The organism is Flavobacterium sp. HSC-32F16 (genome assembly GCF_024171645.1).
Taxonomy (GTDB): Bacteria; Bacteroidota; Bacteroidia; order Flavobacteriales; family Flavobacteriaceae; genus Flavobacterium.
In genome coordinates this window covers 338,840-358,742 of sequence record NZ_JALKAC010000005.1, presented here as the reverse complement: position 1 = coordinate 358,742, position 19,903 = coordinate 338,840, and the positions used below count along the sequence as shown (strand labels likewise).

General features: G+C 35.5%; 9 protein-coding genes. 4 read left to right on the top strand and 5 right to left on the bottom strand.

What is annotated here, in order from left to right; translation table 11 throughout:
• The first annotated feature begins 278 nt into the window (after positions 1-278).
• Positions 279-4,115 carry a T9SS sorting signal type C domain-containing protein gene (locus tag L1276_RS16640; protein WP_253789691.1) on the top strand — a complete coding sequence of 1,279 codons (3,837 nt, stop codon included), beginning with the start codon at positions 279-281 and terminating at the stop codon, positions 4,113-4,115.
• A gap of 502 nt (positions 4,116-4,617) precedes the next feature.
• A complete protein-coding gene (locus L1276_RS16635; protein ID WP_253789689.1) occupies positions 4,618-10,689 on the top strand; it encodes a T9SS sorting signal type C domain-containing protein in 6,072 nt (2,023 codons plus the stop codon).
• Between the two features lie 68 nt (positions 10,690-10,757).
• Here the strand turns inward: L1276_RS16635 and L1276_RS16630 are convergent, their stop codons facing one another.
• The 4 genes from L1276_RS16630 to L1276_RS16615 form a co-directional block, all read right to left on the bottom strand.
• Positions 10,758-11,624 (bottom strand): cupin-like domain-containing protein, encoded by an 867-nt coding sequence (locus L1276_RS16630; RefSeq protein ID WP_253789687.1) that lies wholly within the window; start codon positions 11,622-11,624, stop codon positions 10,758-10,760.
• 81 nt (positions 11,625-11,705) lie between these two features.
• On the bottom strand, positions 11,706-12,797 hold the full coding sequence (gene bioB / locus L1276_RS16625; protein WP_253789685.1) for a biotin synthase BioB: 1,092 nt from the start codon (positions 12,795-12,797) through the stop codon (positions 11,706-11,708).
• 170 nt (positions 12,798-12,967) lie between these two features.
• Positions 12,968-13,405 carry a hypothetical protein gene (locus tag L1276_RS16620; RefSeq protein WP_253789683.1) on the bottom strand — a complete coding sequence of 146 codons (438 nt, stop codon included), beginning with the start codon at positions 13,403-13,405 and terminating at the stop codon, positions 12,968-12,970.
• A 116-nt stretch (positions 13,406-13,521) separates the two neighbouring features.
• The gene (locus L1276_RS16615) at positions 13,522-14,454 is read right to left on the bottom strand and encodes a bifunctional riboflavin kinase/FAD synthetase (RefSeq protein ID WP_253789681.1); all 933 of its coding nucleotides are present in this window, start codon (positions 14,452-14,454) and stop codon (positions 13,522-13,524) included.
• A gap of 199 nt (positions 14,455-14,653) precedes the next feature.
• On the opposite strand from L1276_RS16615, the gene L1276_RS16610 reads away from it, so the two are divergent.
• A complete protein-coding gene (locus tag L1276_RS16610) occupies positions 14,654-17,341 on the top strand; it encodes a reprolysin-like metallopeptidase (protein WP_253789679.1) in 2,688 nt (895 codons plus the stop codon).
• 81 nt (positions 17,342-17,422) lie between these two features.
• Here the strand turns inward: L1276_RS16610 and L1276_RS16605 are convergent, their stop codons facing one another.
• Positions 17,423-18,043, bottom strand: coding sequence for a ComF family protein (locus tag L1276_RS16605; RefSeq protein ID WP_256527406.1), 621 nt, complete (start codon positions 18,041-18,043; stop codon positions 17,423-17,425).
• A 161-nt stretch (positions 18,044-18,204) separates the two neighbouring features.
• Between L1276_RS16605 and L1276_RS16600 the strand changes: the two genes are divergently transcribed.
• A complete protein-coding gene (locus L1276_RS16600; protein ID WP_253789675.1) occupies positions 18,205-19,746 on the top strand; it encodes a glycine--tRNA ligase in 1,542 nt (513 codons plus the stop codon).
• The last annotated feature ends 157 nt before the right edge of the window (positions 19,747-19,903 follow it).

Here is a 19,903-nt window from a genome sequence, read left to right as displayed (position 1 = left end):
AATAAAAAGAAAGTTGCAAATACTGAATGGTCAATTTCAAACCTTCAGTCTGCAGATCAGGTGCTGCTTGTAAAAGTTTCCCTTGAAAACGATGCCCAAGTAACCAGAAAAATCATTTTCAAATAAAAATCATTTTCTTTAATCAAATAAAAAATCCATTTGTCAGCTGGCAAATGGATTTTTTTTGTTGTTAAAAAATCACCAAAAGTGGGTATTGTAGTTTTGTAAAAAGAGACTTATTTTCGGTCAATTCTTACAAAAAAATAATATTGTTTATTTTGACTAAAAACTTAATTTATTCATTTGTTCTTTTTGCCTTGTCTTTTTCGAACGTTTTTTCACAACAAGGTAAAGTTGATGTTACCTTTAACACAGTTGATGATGGTTTAAAAGGCGACGGCTTTGATGGAACTGTACATACTCTTTTTTTACAATCAGATCAAAAGCTATTAGTAGGTGGAGAATATTTGAGCATCAACGGAAATATTGCATCACATTTAATCCGTTTACTTCCTGATGGTACAATTGATGAGACTTTTAATATAGGTATAGGTTTCAATGGAAATGTATATTCTTGTAACGTTCAGCCCGACGGTAAAATTATTGTTGCGGGTAATTTTACTTCCTATAATGGAAATAGTTCAGGCAGATTAATTCGATTAAATTCTGATGGAACTTACGATGCTTCATTTAATACTGCAGTTGGAGCTTCAACGGGAATTATTTATGACATTGCATTGCAGTCAGATGGTAAAATAATAATCGTAGGAAGTTTTACAAAATACAATAATATTACGGTAAATCGCATCGCACGTTTACTGCCAAATGGCACTCTAGATAATTCTTTTATAACGGGATCAGGATCTTCTGTTAATATTACAAATACCAGAATATTAGATAATGGAAAAATTTTGATTACCGGCAATTTTATGTCTTTCAATGGATTTTCAAGTAATAGAATAATACGTTTAAATTCTAATGGAAGTGTTGATACTTCTTTCAATATTGGAGATGGCTTTAATGATAATGTAAATGCTATCGAAGTTCAGTTAGATAATAAAATTGTTTTAGGAGGCAGTTTTACAGAATTTAATAGAAGTACAGCAAATAGAATAATTCGGCTTAATGAAGATGGTACTCGTGATATAAGTTTTGCAGGATCAGGCTTTGCAAAAGGTGCAGTGCAAATAATCAAAACAGATGATGTTGGAAATATTATGGCTGGTGGATCATTTACAGGTGTTTATAATGGTGAAGATGTAAATCGAGTAGTTTTACTAAATTCTGATGGAACAATAAAAAGTGATTTTGAAATCGATTCGGGACCTGGAAACAATTCAGTTTTAGCAATTGCTCATGATTTACAAAGTTCTTGGTATATAGGAGGTTCATTTTCTGCTTTTGATGGACAAAACCAAGGAAGGCTTACAAAATTAAATGACAATGGGGAGCTGGATATTAGTTATCTATCAGCTGGAATTGGATTTGATAATGCCGTTTGGAAAGTTATCTCATTAGAGGATAAAAAAGAATTGATATTTGGAAATTTTACGAAATACAATAATAACAGCGTTTCCAGAATTGCCAGACTTTTAAAAGACGGAACGCTGGATAATAGTTTTAATAGTGGGCAGATAGGAGCTAATAATTTGATAACGACTGCAATAAAACAAACAGATGGGAAAATTGTTTTTGCAGGAAATTTTACAAAATACAATGATGCTCTTTGCAATCGTATTACACGAATTTTGCCAGACGGTTCTTTAGATAATACTTTTAATATTGGTTCTGGATTTAATGCACAGGTAAATAAAACAGCGATTCAAGCAGATCAGAAAATTATAGTGGCAGGAAATTTTACTCGCTATAATAATGATGGCTCGGCTGCAAGAATTGTTAGGTTATTTCCAGACGGATCACGAGATTTTTCTTTTAATGTTGGTGTTGGTGCCGATGCTCTTATTCAAGATGTTTTAATTCTACCCGATGGAAAAATTTTAGTTGGTGGAAAATTTGAAAAATTTAATGATCGGCCTTTTTCCCGTTTAGTTAGATTAAATTCGGATGGAAGCATTGATCCTAGTTTTAATATTGGAACTGGATTTGATAAAATAGTGTATACACTGGCGTTACAATCCGATCATAAAATTATTGTTGGAGGTACTTTCTTAACTTTTAACGGAACTGCTCAAAAACGTATTCTTCGTTTAAATCAAGATGGAAGTTTAGATACAAGCTTCGAATCGGGAACAGGATTTAGTAAAGGAGATGTTAGAACTCTTTTAGTACAGCCAGATGATCGTATTTTAGTTGGGGGTACTTTTTCAGGAACTTATAAAAACAATTCGGTATCAAGATTAATCAGACTTTTAAAAACGGGTGACTTTGATGCCTCTTTTGAAGCTCGTTTAAACAAGAACCTCTATACATTAAGTTTTACATCAGATTATAGACTAATAATTGGAGGAGATTTTAATTCAGTTTCCGGAATTTCCAAACATAGAATAGCACGTTTAAAACTTTGCTTAGAATCAACAATTTGGAATGGAAATTCATGGTCTAATGGTTATCCTTCTGGTGGAAAAGAGATATTTTTTAAAGAAGACTTTTATAGTTTAACTTCTTCGAATGTATGCAGTTGCAGTGTAGATTTAGGTAAAACGGTCACAGTCTTAAGCCAAAATACATTAGGTATTGAATTTTCTTATATTGGATTAGGAACTCTTGTTTTAGAAGACGGTGCAGGTTTATATCAATCAGATGATGATATGATTAATACTGGTGTTATACAACTTAAAAGAAAAAGTCAGCCGGTTGTGCGGTATGATTATACCTATTGGTCTTCACCTGTTGAGAACCAAAAATTAATTGATTTTTCTCCAAATACCTTATCTGATAAATATACATCTTATAATACTGGTTTAAAAAAATGGGACATAGAAGAACCCTCAAGCATTATGAATGTTGGCAAAGGATATTCAATAAGAGCTCCCCAAGAATATTCAATAACGGAAAGATCTGTATTTGAGGGAATTTTTAAAGGAATACCAAATAATGGCAAAGTTGAGTTTAATTTAGTTACATCAGGTTTATTTAGTTTAATTGGAAATCCATATCCTTCAGCAATTGATGCGGATATTTTTTTAAATGTTAATGAATCCAAAACATACGGTGCCTTATATTTTTGGACGCACAATACACCAATAGCTAATTTAAAATATAGCTCAGATGACTATGCTGTGTATAATTTTATTGGCGGTGTTAGCACAAAAGCAAAATCAGCAGGTGAAGAAGAAACCGCTCCCAATGGCAAAATCGCGTCAGGACAGGCTTTTTTTGTGAGGAGTAATTCTTCTCAAACTATAGAGTTTAATAATAGTATGAGGATCACAGATCAAAATAATATATTTTTTAAACCTATTAAAAGTGCAGATTTGCAATTTAAGAAACATCGACTTTGGCTGAATCTTACCAATAATGAAGGTGCTTTTAAGCAAATACTAATAGGTTATATAAACACAGATTTGAAATCTGACATACATTACGATGCAGAATCAATAAACGGAAATCAATATGCTGATTTTTATAGCCTTTTTGAAAATAAAAAATTAGTAATCAAAGGAAAAACAACTCCTTTTCAAGATTCTGATATAATTCCGTTAGGTTATGGAATAGCAGAAGCAGATAATCTTACCATTTCAATTGACCATGCTGACGGTGATATGAATACAAAAGAAGTTTATTTATATGACAAACTTAAAGAGGTAATTCATAATTTACGTTTAAACGACTATTTTTTTAATAGCGAAGCCGGAACTTTTTTGGACAGATTCGAAATTCACTTTCAAGATAAAAACCTAGCTGCTTCAGATTTTGATATTATTACAGATGAAATTTTTGTGTCGTTAAAAGATAGAATAATGGATATTAAAGCTGTAAAAGAAAATCTTAAAGAGGTATATGTTTTTGATGTTAATGGACAATTACTTTATAAAAATAAAAATCTTAATTCATCAGAATTAGAAATTCCTCATTTGAAGATAATGGATCAGATAGTATTGGTGAAAATTGTTTTACAAAACAATCATTTCACGACCAAAAAGATCATTTTATAGAAACTAATCGTTGCAGAATAGCTAAAGTCAGGATATAATCTTATCCTCTTTTTTTTGCTTAATACTCTAAAATATTGATGTATTTTCTTTCATTAGGCCTTGTGTTTATTGGGGCTTCCGTGTTTTAACAGTTTTGTTTAAAAACTATGTTTCTGATAATGAGAGTGTTAAAATTTTCACTTTTAACTAATGAATTAAAGCACGTTGTAAATAAAATCGTACCTTGTAGTTATAATCACTCGACAAACGTAACTAAAAGCCGTTGAAATACATTTTTTGCTTACCCCTACAAGTAAAAAAATGTATTTTATTTTTTTATCAGCCAAGAATATTGATTGCTTTTTAAATGCCGCTTTAATAAAAAGTATTTACATTATTTTTTTGTTTTGATTTTACAGATACTTTCTAAAATCAGAATTCATTTTTTAGGCATTTAGAATCCCATCCCATCAGACCAAAGTTTTGATTTTGAGATTTTCTATATAATTTAAAAAATACCACGATGAAAAAAAAATTACCTGCCTCGTTTATTTTCCCTCAATTTTTAAATTTTCGTTTTTCTTTATCGAATTTTCATTCTAAAATTTCGTGTTCAAAAGCAAAACTTTCTCTTCTATTCTTCTTTCTTTATTTTTCCATTTGGGCGCAGCAGCCTCCATTTACCAGCAGCGGATCTATGATTGTTCCTGCGGGTGTAACTCAAATTAGTGTTACGGCATGGGGTGGCGGCGGTTCTGGAGGAGGAGCTTCTCCAACAGCAATAAATGGAAGAAGCGGCGGCGGCGGCGGCGGCGGGGCCTATGCGACTCAAGCTAACATTGCTGTTACACCAGGAAACACTTTAAATGTTGTGGTGGGTGCCGGAGGTGGAGTTTCAACAGGAAATGGTAATCCTGGAGGGAATTCTACAATCACGGAATTAAGCGGATCTATTTATGCCGCTGGAGGTGCCGGAGGTAATGGAAACGGTGGCACCGGTGGTGCTGGTGGAACAGTAGCAGCTTCAAAAGGAAGTACTATTACAGCAGGAGGCAATGGAACAAATGGAGGAAGTGTACTTTTAGGACTTTTGCTTGGTTCAGGAACTGGTGGATATGGAGGTACGCCTAATCCCGGAGCTGCCGGTGGCGTAGGAGGTGCCGGTCATCCTACAGTATTATTGACAACTCTGCCGGGTAATGCAGGAGGTGAATTTGGCGGCGGCGGCGGCGGCGCTGTTAGTGCTTCAACTGCACAAAATGGAGGAGCCGGTGCTCGTGGTCAGGTTAATGTTGTTTTCACTTGTCCCACTTATGGTATAACGAACATTGCAGCAACAGGAGCTTGTACTTCTTTAGGAAATGCTACTGTGACATTAACAGCAGCTGCAGCTTCATTACCAGTAGGGATATATACGGTTACATATAACCGCAGTATTCCAGCGGCTTCAAATTTAACTGCGACAATGACTATACTTCCGGGCTTTGCAGGTACGGGTACTTTTATAGTACCAGGTTTAACAACAGCTGGTACAAGTAACATTGCGGTTACAAATTTAAGCTCAGGCGTTTGTTCAACTAATGTGTCAACTAATATAAATGTAACTGTGTCACCTCCATCAGTTGGAGGAAATGTAACAGGAGGAACTCCAATTTGTTCTGGAGCAACAAGTCCTCTACTAACAGTAGCCAATTATACGGGAACAATTGTAAAATGGCAGTCTTCTACAGATTCTTTTTCTACATTCACGGATATTCCAAACACTCTTGCAACTTATACTTCAGGAGCTTTAACCCAAACAACCCAATTTAGGGCTGTAATTCAAAGTGGAGTTTGTACATCTGACAACTCTACTGCAACGACTGTAACCGTCAACCCTTTACCGCAGGGATCTTTAAGTGCCGTGAGTCCGCTATGCGGATCAGGCGCCGGCCAATTGACGTTTACTTCTACAGCGGGAACAGGTCCCTTTACTGTTGTCTACACAGAAAACGGCGGGGCAAACAGAACAGCGTCGGGAGTTGTGAGCGGAACAGCTTTTACACCTTTCACAACTCCTGTTACCGGATCGACCACTTATACATTAGTTTCAGTAACAGGAGCAAATAATTGTGTAAGAAGTTCTGGTTTTACAGGCGGCTCGGCTTCTATTGTAGTTAATCCTTTACCGCAGGGATCTTTAAGTGCCGTAAGCCCGTTATGCGGATCAGGCGCCGGCCAGCTGACTTTTACATCTACAGCGGGAACAGGTCCTTTTACTGTTGTATACACAGAAAATGGCGGAACAAACAGAACAGCTTCGGGAGTTGTAAGCGGAACCGCTTTTACGCCTTTTACAACTCCTGTCATCGCATCGACTACTTATACCTTAGTTTCAGTTACCGGAGCAAATAGTTGTATTCGAAATTCTGGTTTTACAGGAAGTTCAGCGGCTATAACGGTTAATCCATTGCCGCAGGGATCTTTAAGTGCCGTGAGTCCGCTATGCGGATCAGGCGCCGGCCAGCTGACTTTTACATCTACAGCGGGAACAGGTCCCTTTACTGTTGTCTACACAGAAAACGGCGGAACAAACAGAACAGCGTCGGGAGTTGTAAGCGGAACGGCTTTTACTCCTTTTACTACTCCTGTCATCGTATCGACCACTTATGCCTTAGTTTCAGTTACGGATGCAAATAGTTGTATTCGAAATTCTGGTTTTACGGGAAGTTCAGCGGCTATAACGGTTAATCCATTGCCGCAGGGATCTTTAAGTGCCGTAAGCCCGCTATGCGGATCAGGCGCCGGCCAGCTGACTTTTACATCCACAGCGGGAACAGGTCCTTTTACTGTTGTCTACACAGAAAATGGCGGGGCAAACAGAACAGCGTCGGGAGTTGTTAGTGGAAGTGCATTTACACCTTTTACTACTCCTGTCATCGTATCGACTACTTATACCTTAGTTTCAGTTACCGGAGCAAATAGTTGTATTCGAAATTCTGGTTTTACAGGAAGTTCAGCTGTCATAACCGTTAATCCTTTACCGCAGGGAACTTTAAGTGCCGTGAGCCCATTATGTGGATCAGGCACTGGTCAGCTGACTTATACATCAACAGCCGGAACAGGTCCTTTCACAATAGTGTATACAGAAAACGGCGGAACAAACCGAACCGCAACAGGAGTTGTGAGCGGAAGTGCTTTTACACCTTTTACAAGTCCTGTGACCGCATCGACCACTTATGCCTTAGTTTCAGTTACGGATGCAAATAGTTGTATTCGAAATTCTGGTTTTACAGGAGGATCGTCACAGATTGTCGTTAATCCATTACCGCAGGGAACTTTGAGCGCCGTGAGTCCGTTATGCGGATCAGGCGCCGGCCAGCTGACTTTTACATCCACAGCTGGAACAGGTCCTTTTACTGTTGTCTACACAGAAAATGGCGGGGCAAACAGAACAGCGTCGGGAGTTGTTAGTGGAAGTGCATTTACACCTTTTACTACTCCTGTAACCGCATCGACCACATATGCATTAGTTTCAGTAACGGGATCAAATAGTTGTATAAGAAGTTCGGGTTTTACAGGAAGTTCAGCTGTTATAACCGTTAATCCTTTACCACAAGGAACTTTAAGTGCCGTGAGCCCATTATGCGGATCAGGTGCAGGCCAGCTCACTTTTACCTCCACAGCTGGAACGGGGCCTTTCACAATTGTTTATACAGAAAATGGCGGAACAAACCGAACCGCAACAGGAGTTGTGAGTGGAAGTGCTTTTACGCCTTTTACAAGTCCAGTGACAGGTACAACTAACTATGTATTAGTTTCAGTTACAGATTCAAATTCTTGTATTCGAAGTACAGGCTTTACAGGAGGATCGTCACAGATTGTCGTTAATCCTTTACCACAGGGAACTTTGAGCGCCGTGAGTCCGCTATGCGGATCCGGCACTGGCCAGCTGACTTATACATCAACAGCTGGAACAGGTCCTTTCACAATAGTGTATACAGAAAACGGCAGTGCAAACAGAACTGCAACAGGAGTTGTGAGCGGGAGTGCATTTACACCTTTCACAAGTCCTGTGACAGGTACAACTAACTATGTATTAGTTTCAGTTACAGATTCAAATTCTTGTGCCAGAACTACAGGATTTACAGGAGGATCTACAACGCTTACTATTAACCCAATTCCAACACCAACATTTACAGTCTCACCCGCAGCTTCTGTTTGTGTAGATGCAGATGCAGCTTATACTACTCAATCCGGACAAACCAATTACATTTGGACAGTTCCTGGAACACAAGGTATAGATTATGATATAATTTCGGGAGATTTGTCTGCCGCTAGTAATACCGTAACCTTACATTGGCATACGATTGGTAATAAAACGGTTACAGTTGGCTACACTACAACTGGCTGTGCATCTGTAACAAGTGCAAGCAGTACAACAACTATTATAAAAACAGAGCGTGGTGTTGTGCATGGAGGAACACATATCTGTGCTGGCAGTCCAAGTCCTTTATTAACTTTAAATGATTATGTGGGTACAATTGTTCGATGGGAATATGCAGAAGCGATACCATATGTCTGGCAGACAATAAACCATACGGCAGATACATATCAGCCAGGAATTTTAACTACAAGTACGAGTTATCGAGCTGTAATAAAAAATGGGACGTGTCCTGAAGACTATTCAATTGAAACCAGAATTGATGTTGAACCAAAACCAGTTACCCCTACTTTAGGTACAGTTGTACAGCCAACTTGTGTCACTCCTACAGGAAGTATAACTTTAGATGGTTTAATAGCATCCGTAAATTGGACAATTACTCAAAGTAACGGAACTTTGCAGCAGACTTATACAGGAACAGGTGCCAGTTTTACGGTACCTAATTTAGCACCAGGAGTTTACACTTTTACTATCCATGAAAATTCAATTTGTCCTTCATCGCCTACTTCTAGTGTTGAAATTTTAGCTCCAGCAACTAACACATGGAATGGGACATCATGGTCTAAAGGTAGTGAACCCGTTATCACAGACGCTATTAGATTTACAGGTGATTATTCAACAACGGGTAACTTGAGCGGTTGTTCTTGTACGGTAGATTCTGGAGTAAATGTTACTATAAATTCTAATCATACTTTAACAATCACAAATGCAGTTACTAATAGTGATGGAACGTTGACCTTTGAAAATAATTCAAGTTTGCTGCAGACAACTAATGCAATAAATACAGGAAATATTATTTATAAAAGAAATACTTCAACACGCCGATATGATTATACTTATTGGTCATCACCAATTGTTCGAACACCGGCTTATACTCTGCATGATTTATCTCCTAACACATTGGCGGATAAATATACGAGTTATAATCCTAATGCCAGCTGGGTGATTAGTTATGGAGGTGTTCTTGAAATGGCTCAAGGCCAAGGGTATAGTGTTAGAGGTCCGCAAAATTTTGATATTGTTTCTCCTGCTATTCAAGTGGTTTCATTTGAAGGTGTTCCTAACAATGGCTCAATTTCAGTTCCATTAGTTGGACCAGATAGGTTTAATTTAATAGGAAATCCTTATCCATCAGCAATATATGCAGATCAGTTTATTTTTGATAATCAGGCTAATTTATATGGTACTTTGTACTTTTGGACCCATAATACACCTCCATCAAATGGCGGCGTTGGTACAGCATATAAATATAATTCTGCTGATTATGCAATTTACAATATCAGCGGCAGTACTGTTATAGGATCACTTTCAGGTCAAGGTGCCGGAAGTTCAGGAAACCAGGCAGCTCCTTTGGGGTATATCGCAGCTGGGCAGGCTTTCTTTGCAAAATCTAAAACAACTTCTCCAGCGGTTTTTACCAATACAATGAGAGTACCAGGAAGTAATAGCCAGTTTTTCAAAACAAATAACAGTAGTAAAACAACAGAATTAGAAAGACATAGAGTTTGGCTGAATCTTACCAATACTGAAGGAGCTTTTAAACAATTATTAATAGGTTACATTGAGGGAGCAACCAATTTCTGGGATCATAATTACGATGCAATTTCTTTCAATGGCAATCCTTATCTGGACTTTTATAGTATTAATGAAGGTCAAAAATTAGTAATTCAAGGACGAGCACTGCCTTTTAATGAATCTGATGTAATTCCTTTAGGCTATAGATCCGCTATAGCAGGTCAGTTTACAATAGCAATTGATCATACAGATGGTGTTTTGAGCAATAAGATTATTTATCTGGAAGATAAAGTAACGAATACAATCCATAATCTTCAGGCAAGTAATTATAATTTTACCACGGCCATCGGGACTTTTCCTGAACGATTTCTTATAAGATATGGCAGTGGATCTACTCTTGGTGTTGATGATTTGGAAAATCAGAATAATAGTTTTTATGCTTCTGTAAAAGATAAAAATATACGATTGAACGCTGTGTCAGATGTAATGAAGGAAGTTTCAATTTTTGATGTGTCAGGAAAACTGCTCTATAACAATAAAAAAATAGACAATGCAGAATTGCAGATTTCAAACTTTCAATCAGGAAATCAAGTTTTGATTGTAAAAGTAACTTTAGGAAACGGAAATATCGTGACTAAGAAAATTGTTTTTAATTAAGAAATAGAAATAAAAAAACCAGCTGCAGAATTTCAAACTGCGGCTGGTCTTTTATTTAAAATTTATATTCAAGCGCTCTTTCGCAGGTTTTGATTGGTGTTTTGAATTGCTTTATCATTTTTATAATCAATCCATTTTTGACCTTTTACCTTTCGCATCATAATATCAAAATAACGCATGATAAAAATGTTGTACGCTGCTTTTGATAAATGGGAAATGTTTTTTGGAAAAGCACGAAGACTCATAGAAAATCCCGGCGTTAAATATTTCATATAATGCCAATAACCTTCTGGCATATACAACATTTCTCCATGTTTAAGATTTGTGATATATCCTTCAGCATTTTGAAGAGCTGGAAATTTATCATAATCCGGATTATCAAAATCAATGTCTTCCCTGGAAATTAATGCATGCGGTACCTTGTACATATATTTTGACTGATCTGGTGCAAAAAGCATACATTGCTTTTCTCCATGAAAATGAAAATGCAGTATATTCGAATAATCAATATCATAATGCATAAATACTCTGGCATTTTCTCCGCCAAAAAATAACATTGGTAATTGTTTAACTAATTTTAAACCAATATCCGGCCATAAAAAGTCGTTTTTCAATACAGGTACTTCTTTCATTAAATTATAAAGAAAGATGCGATAGTTGGTAGGTTTTGATTCTAATAAATTGATATACTCGCTCATTTTCATTTTGGTATGAGCTTCGTTAAAACCTTCTTCATGATTGACAGGTCTGTCATCATATAGAGGAACAGTTATATCACCAGCAATTTTATTGATGTACGATAATTTCCATTTTTCATAAGCCGGCCAGTCTTCGGTTAACTCTTCAACAACAACTGGAATTTGTTTCTTTACATATTGGGAAATAAAATCACTCTTTGAGATTTTTTGTACCCTTTCTATTTGTTTTAATTTCATTTTTATAAATAAAAAAAATTGCTTATAACTCTTGTTATAAGCAATTTAAAAATATTTATTCAGAATTATTAACTCTTTCGACTAAATTTTTGATTTGATCGAAGCTTCAACATTTCTTTCAATTGTATGTCCCGGTCTTGACCATTTTGGTTTTTCACCTAACTGTACAAATTGCGAATCGACGGCTTCAACCGTTTTAGGCTGCATTATTTTAATAAAAGGTTTTTGAGCGGTCATTCCTAAGGTCTCAAACATTTTCATGTCTTCGTTAACATCAGGATTTGGAGTAGTCAATAATTTATCTCCTGCAAATATTGAATTTGCTCCGGCAAAAAAGCACATTGCCTGACCTTCGCGTGACATATTGGTCCTTCCGGCAGATAAACGAACCTGTGTTTCCGGCATTACAATTCGGGTAGTGGCCACCATACGTATCATTTCCCAGATTTCAACTGGTTTTTCTTCTTCCATTGGGGTTCCTTCAACAGCAACTAATGCATTTATCGGAACAGATTCCGGCTGCGGATTTAAAGTTGAAAGTGCCACAAGCATTCCCGCTCTGTCTTCTATGCTTTCACCCATTCCAATAATACCGCCGCTGCAAACCGTAACATTGGTTTTACGAACATTTTCTATGGTTTGTAAACGGTCTTCAAAACCACGTGTTGAAATTACATCTTTATAATATTCTTCAGAAGTATCTAAATTATGGTTATAAGCATATAATCCAGCTTCTGCCAAACGTTGTGCCTGATTTTCAGTAAGCATTCCTAAAGTACAGCAAACCTCCATATCAAGTTTGTTGATGGTACGAACCATTTCTAATACCTGATCAAATTCTTCACCATCTTTAACATTTCTCCAGGCTGCTCCCATGCAGACACGAGAAGATCCGTTAGACTTAGCCCGTAAAGCCTGTGCTTTTACCTGACTTACAGTCATTAAATCATTTCCTTCAACTCCTGTATTATATCTTGCAGCTTGTGGGCAGTATCCGCAATCTTCCGGACATCCTCCGGTTTTTATAGAAAGCAGAGTAGATACCTGAACTACATTTGGATCATGCTGCAGTCTATGAATTGTTGCAGCTTCATAAAGTAAATCCATCAACGGTTTATTGTAGATTGAGATTATTTCTTCTTTTGTCCAGTTGTGTTTTGTAATCATGCTCATGGATAAATTTGTTTTGAAGCTTCAAATGTAATTAAATTTTTGAATCAACAACATTGACTAATGTAAATGAATATTTGTTAAATAATTTCATAAAAAAAGCGTTTTAAAATCATATAATTATAAATTTTATGATTTTAAAACGCCTAAATACTGGTTTTATTTTGATTTAATCAATCGGCAGCATATTTATTATTCCAATACAGCATCATCATTAAAGTAACAATTACCGAAGAAGCAAGTCCTTCAAAAAGCAGGCAGATGCAATAAGTGGGTACAGAGGGATTTCCTCCAAACATAAACGTTTTTGATAATGTTTCGACATAAGCATCACCGCCTCGGGCGTAACTGTACACTAACAATCCAAAAACGCTTAGAGATACACCAACGACAGAAGTTGCCATTGCAGAAACCGCGTTGGATACAAAATTTGTTTCCCCTTCATGAAGATTCATTTGCATAGTCCTGTTTACGCCATAAAATATAAAGAATACGTTAAGAGTACGCAGGTAGAATAAATCTGCTAAGCCTAATACATTCATCAATAAAAAATAAATGCCAATTCCGAGGAATATTAAAAAACCGTTTGTAATTTCTTTAGGTAATTTCATAGTGGTTATTTTTAAAGAAGTTAATAGTAAATATTTGAAAAACAGAGTTCTATATCAAATTTACTAAAAAAATAACTACGATGATCTAAAAAGAAGTAAAAGTGTTTTTTGAAACTTTATTGAATTTTGCTTACAAAGGCCAAAGCATTTTGTTTGTCCTGATTTAACTGCGCTTTTAACAAATCAATTGAACCGAATTTTTGCTCTTCGCGAAGATATTGCAGCAACGAAACTTCAATTTTTTCACCATAAATGTCAGCGTCAAAATCAAAAAGATTCACTTCAATAGTTTGTTTTTGTCCGTTAACAGTTGGATTAAAACCAATATTCATCATTCCAAAAACTTCCTTTTCATTAATTAAAGTTCGAACTGCATAAACGCCGTTTTTTGGAATCAATTTGTACTCTTCATTAATTTGAATATTAGCGGTAGGAAAACCAATTGTTCTTCCTAATTGTTTTCCTTTTACAATTTCGCCCGTTAAAAAATAGTCGTAGCCCAAATATTCATTGGCCAAAGCCATATTTCCATCATTAAGCGCTTTTCTGATTTTAGTAGAACTTACCGAAACATCTTGTATTTCTTCGGCCGATATTTGTTCAACTTCAAAACCATATTCAATCCCAAAAGCAATTAAATTGTCAATATTTGCCGTTCTGTTTCTTCCAAAACGATGATCGTGTCCAATAATTATTTTTTGAATATGAAATTGATCTACTAAAATGGAGTGCACAAATTCTTCTGCCGTAAGTCTGGAAAAGCTTTCGTCGAAAGGATGAATAACCAGATTTTCAATTCCGGTAGCTTCTAAAAGTTTTGTTTTTTCAGAAATCGTATTCAAAAGTTTTATTTCTGATTTTTCCTGCAGCACCATTCTTGGATGCGGAAAAAAAGTAAGCACTAAACTTTCATATTTTCCGTTTTCGGTATTTTCCGTAATTCTTTCCAGAATTTTTTTATGACCAATATGTACGCCGTCAAAAGTTCCAAGAGTTAAAATTGTTTTCTTGGTCGTATGGAAATCGTTTATAGAATGAAAGAGCTTCAAAACAAATTATTTAAGATGCTGCAAATTTATAGTATCTATTTTAAATTTTGTGCCTTGTGGAATTGATTTTTTAAGAAGATTCCCTTTCTTTTGTCGAAAAATCATTTGATTCGTCGATTAAAAAACGTTAATTGTCGTTTGCATGTAAGAATTTGATTTAATTCTATTAATTTTGATATATATAAAAGCCTCTTTAAGTATGAAAAAACAACTACTCTTTTTAATCTTTATATTTTGTTGTGTAGAACTTCATGCTCAAAATGATGATGTATGGCAGCGATCGAGTTCTGTTTCGTCTTTAAAAAAACAGGCAGATGTTGACGATCCTGATAAATTGTATTATCGATTAAACACAGATTTTTTAAAAGCAAAACTTTCATCTACAACAAATAAGCAATCAAAAAACAGTCGTTCTGAAATTACAATTCCTAATTCAAAAGGGATCTTAGAAAGATTTCAAGTTTGGGAATCTTCAAACTTTGATCCCCAGCTTCAGGCAAAATATCCGGAAATCAGAGCGTATGAAGGAACTGGTTTAGATGATAAATCGGCAAAAATTCATTTTAGTTTTTCTCCAAAAGGCTTGCAAACCATGGTTTTTCGAGCTGATAAAGCAACTGAGTTTATAGAAGAAAATCCAGATAATAAAACAGAATATGTTTTGTTTTCTTCAAAAAGTGAATTCTCAAAAGCAAAACTATCTTGTAAAACTACAGACTTGGTTTCGCAAAATGATAATACTTCAAAAACAGCAAAAACAAGTTCAAACAATAAAGTGTTTAAAACAATGCGTTTGGCATTATCTTGCACAGCAGAATATACTGCTTTTTTTGGAGGCACAAAAGCCGGGGCATTAGAAGGAATGAATGCTACCTTAACAAGAGTTAACGGGATTTTAAATAAAGATTTAGCAGTGCAATTAATTTTAATTGCAAACAGCGATGCCCTAATTTATACAGATACTTCTACAGATCCTTATTCGAATGCAAGTAAAGGAACTTCTACAGATACAGATGGAAATGATTTTTGGAGTAAAGAAGTTCAAACTACAATTACAAACGTAATTGGTGAAGGCAACTACGATATTGGTCATTTATTTGGAGCTTCCGGTGGAGGAGGAAATGCGGGATGTATTGGTTGTGTTTGTGTGAGTCCAAGCCAGTCAAATGTAATAGGAAAAGGAAGTGCCTATACCTCTCCATCAAATGCAATACCTAAAGGAGATACATTTGATGTAGATTTTGTGGTTCATGAAATTGGTCATCAATTAGGAGCTAATCATACATTTTCTTACGATATTGAAGGTACAGGAGTTAGTGTTGAACCAGGAAGCGGTTCTACTATTATGGGATATGCCGGTGTAACAGATGATTATGATATACAAGATAATTCAGATGACTATTTTGCATACGCCAGTATTCTTCAAATACAAAATAACCTTGCAGGAAAAAGTTGTCCGGTTAGTACTAATATAACCAATAATCCGCCAACAATTATTGCCGGTGTCGATTTTACAATTCCAATCAGTACACCATTTGTTTTAACCGGAACTGGTTCAGGTGCTGATACGCTTACTTATACTTGGGAAGAAAATGATAATGCAACATCGACTTCTGGTGATAATAGTATTACGTATGCGACAAAACCAAATGGTCCGTTATTTAGGTCTGTAGCGCCGGGTAGTTCTCCTGTTCGTTATATGCCAAGTTTTAATTCTGTACTTCAAAATAAACTTACTACAACTTGGGAATCTGTTTCGTCGATTGCCAGAACATTAAATTTTACTTTAACAGGAAGAGATAATGGTGCTTTAGGGAATGCTCAAACCAATACAGATGGAATGGTAGTAACTGTAACACCTTCTGCAGGACCTTTTGCAGTAACTTCTCAAAATATTGATAACGTAAGCTGGCAGCAAGGATCATATCAAAATATTACATGGAGTGTTAATAATACCAATACCCTTCAAGGTTCATCAACGGTAAATATTAAATTATCTACAGATGGAGGTTTAACTTTTCCAATCATTCTCGCAGCAGCAACAGCTAATGATGGCTCAGAAACCGTACTAATTCCTGAAAGTATTGAAGCTGCAACGAACTCTAGAATTTTGATTGAACCAACTGCTAATATTTATTATGCATTAAATAGCAAATCATTTGCAATTGGCTACACTTCAACAACAAGCTGTAATGATTATAGTTTCGGAAGTTCTTTTAATATTCCATACGGAACTTCATTTACAACAAGAAACATTGCCGTTCCTTCATCCACAGGGACAATATCTAATGTAAATGTTTCAATCAATGTTACACATGCAAGATTTTCCGATCTTGAAATTCAAATTGTAAGTCCAAAAGGAACTGTAGTTCGTTTATTTAATAGAGGCTGCGCCAGCACAAATTCAACTTTGGCATTGCAATTTGACGATTCCGGATCTAATTTACAATGTTCAACCACAACAAGTCAGATTGTTCTTCCAATAGATGCGTTAAGCGTTTTTAATGGAGAAAATCCAGAAGGAAACTGGACGTTAAGAGTTCGTGATGCCGTTGTGGGAAGTTTTGGCACCATAAATTCGGCTGCAATAAATATCTGTAATCAAACCTTTACTTTAGGCGTTGATACACCTGTAACTGAAGAAGTGATTTCATATCCAAATCCAAGTAAAGGAACTTTTGCAGTAGAATTCAAGAGTCAGTCAAAAGCCGGCGTACAAATATATGTTCACGATATTCTGGGAAAAACAGTTTATTTTGAATCTTTTGAACATGCAGATAATTTTAGAAAAGAAATCACATTGCCAATAGGTTCTTCATCAGGAGTATATTTCCTGACAATTATTGACGGTGACAAAAGAACGGTGAAGAAAATCATTTTAAATTAAGAGATATAAACCTCAATATTTTAAATTCCAAATGCCAATTTTTTATGTTGGTGTTTGGAATTTTTTTATTGGAATTTGGTTTTAAGAGTTCGCCATCGCCATGCATACAATGCTGATTTTTGCTCCCGAAATTTTTAATAAAGCGCGAGAACAAGCTTCGAGAGTTGCTCCGGTCGTTAAAACATCATCTACAATTAAAAAATGTTTGTTTTGATTTTCTTCTGATACATAAACATCAAAAATGTTTTCGATGTTCTCAGATCTTCCTAAAAGATTCTTTTTTGACTGCGTTTTAGAATATTTCTTTCGGTATAAAACAGTATCATCAAAAGGAATTTTTAAGCTTTCAGCCAAAGCTTTTCCAAATGTTGTAACTTGATTATAACCTCTTTCTTTAAATTTTCTGGGATGAAGCGGTACCGGAATTACAGCATCAAAAGTGTTTTCGAGTTTTAGTTCTTTCAGATCTTCTGCATACCAGTTTCCCAGAACCGTTCCAATTTCTTCATGACCTTTGTATTTTAAATTGTGAATGAGTTCCTGAACAATACCCTTTTTGTTGAAATATAAAAAAGCAGATGCATGTTCAACATCAACCTTACCATAAAACTTTTTGACAGCTTGGTTATTTGAGTCTAAGTAATATTGTGTTAGAGGCATTTCATGTCGGCAGTTTGTACATAAAACCATTTCGTTAGTCATTAAAACAGAGTGGCATCCAGAGCAGACTTTAGGAAAAAACAGATCAATAATGAAATTAAACACAAATAGAAAGAATTTAGTTACAAAACTAATCAAATTTGAGCTTCAATCTTTTTTATTTTTCTTTTTTTTATAAGTACTTTTTATATTTTTGCATTACTATGGCAAAACAAGAAGATTTATTTAAGAATGTGGTTTCGCACGCAAAAGAGTACGGATTTATTTTTCCGTCAAGCGAAGTTTACGATGGATTGAGTGCAGTGTATGATTATGCACAAAATGGTGTCGAATTAAAAAAGAATATCCGTGAATATTGGTGGAAATCAATGGTTCAGATGAATGAAAATATTGTCGGCCTTGATGCTGCAATATTAATGCATCCAACTACCTGGAAAGCTTCAGGCCACGTAGATGCATTCAATGATCCGTTAATTGATAATAAAGATTCTAAAAAAAGATATAGAGCTGACGTTTTAGTGGAAGATTTTGCTGAAAAAATTCACCAGAAAGCGCAAAAAGAAATCGAAAAAGCAAAAGCTCGTTTTGGTGATGCATTCAACGAACAGGAATTTGTAACTACAAATGCCAGAGTAGTTGAATATTTTGCTAAAGAAAGAGAAATCAGAGAGCGTTTAGGACGTTCTTTAGGAAATGGAGATCTTGAAGATGTAAAAGCTTTAATCGAAGAGCTTGAAATCGCTGATCCTGAAACAGGTTCCAGAAACTGGACAGATGTAAAACAGTTCAACTTAATGTTTGGTACTAAATTAGGTGCTTCTGCAGAGTCTGCAATGGATTTATATTTACGTCCGGAAACAGCGCAGGGTATTTTCGTAAACTTTTTAAATGTTCAGAAATCAGGTCGTATGAAAGTTCCTTTTGGAATTGCTCAAACCGGTAAAGCTTTTAGAAATGAAATTGTCGCAAGACAATTCATTTTCCGTATGCGTGAATTCGAACAAATGGAAATGCAGTTTTTCGTGCGCCCGGGAGAAGAAATGCAATGGTACGAACACTGGAAACAAACTCGTTTAAACTGGCATTTGTCTTTAGGATTAGGAAAAGAAAATTACCGTTTTCATGATCATGAAAAATTAGCGCATTATGCAAATGCTGCGGCAGATATTGAATTTAATTTTCCATTCGGTTTCAAAGAGTTAGAAGGTATTCACTCTCGTACTGATTTTGACTTAAAAGCACACGAACAATATTCAGGTAGAAAACTGCAATATTTTGATCCTGAACTAAATGAAAACTACGTGCCATACGTAGTAGAAACTTCAGTAGGTTTAGATCGTATGTTCCTGGCTGTTTTTGCAACATCATTACAAGAAGAAACTTTAGAAGATGGTTCTACAAGAACTGTTCTAAAATTGCCGGCAGTTTTAGCACCAACAAAAGCAGCGGTTTTACCATTAGTCAAAAAAGATGGCCTGCCAGAAATTTCAAAGAAAATTATCGAAGATTTAAAATGGGATTTCAATGTTTCTTATGATGAAAAAGATGCAGTAGGTCGTCGTTACAGAAGACAAGATGCATTAGGAACGCCATTTTGTATTACAGTAGATCATCAAACTCTTGAAGACGAAACGGTAACGATTCGTCATAGAGATACAATGAAACAAGATCGTGTAAAAATAGCTGATTTAAAAGATATTATTGAAAACGAAGTTTCGATGAAAAACTGGTTAATGAAAATGTAATTTTAAGATATTACAACATACAAATCCCAAATTCCTTAAAGAGTTTGGGATTTTTTAATTTTAAAAAAATGTATTTCGTCGGTAATTTTTGTATTTCATCCTTATGTGTTAACATTTGATTGTAATCTGTTAACAATGAAATATTTAAAACAATGAA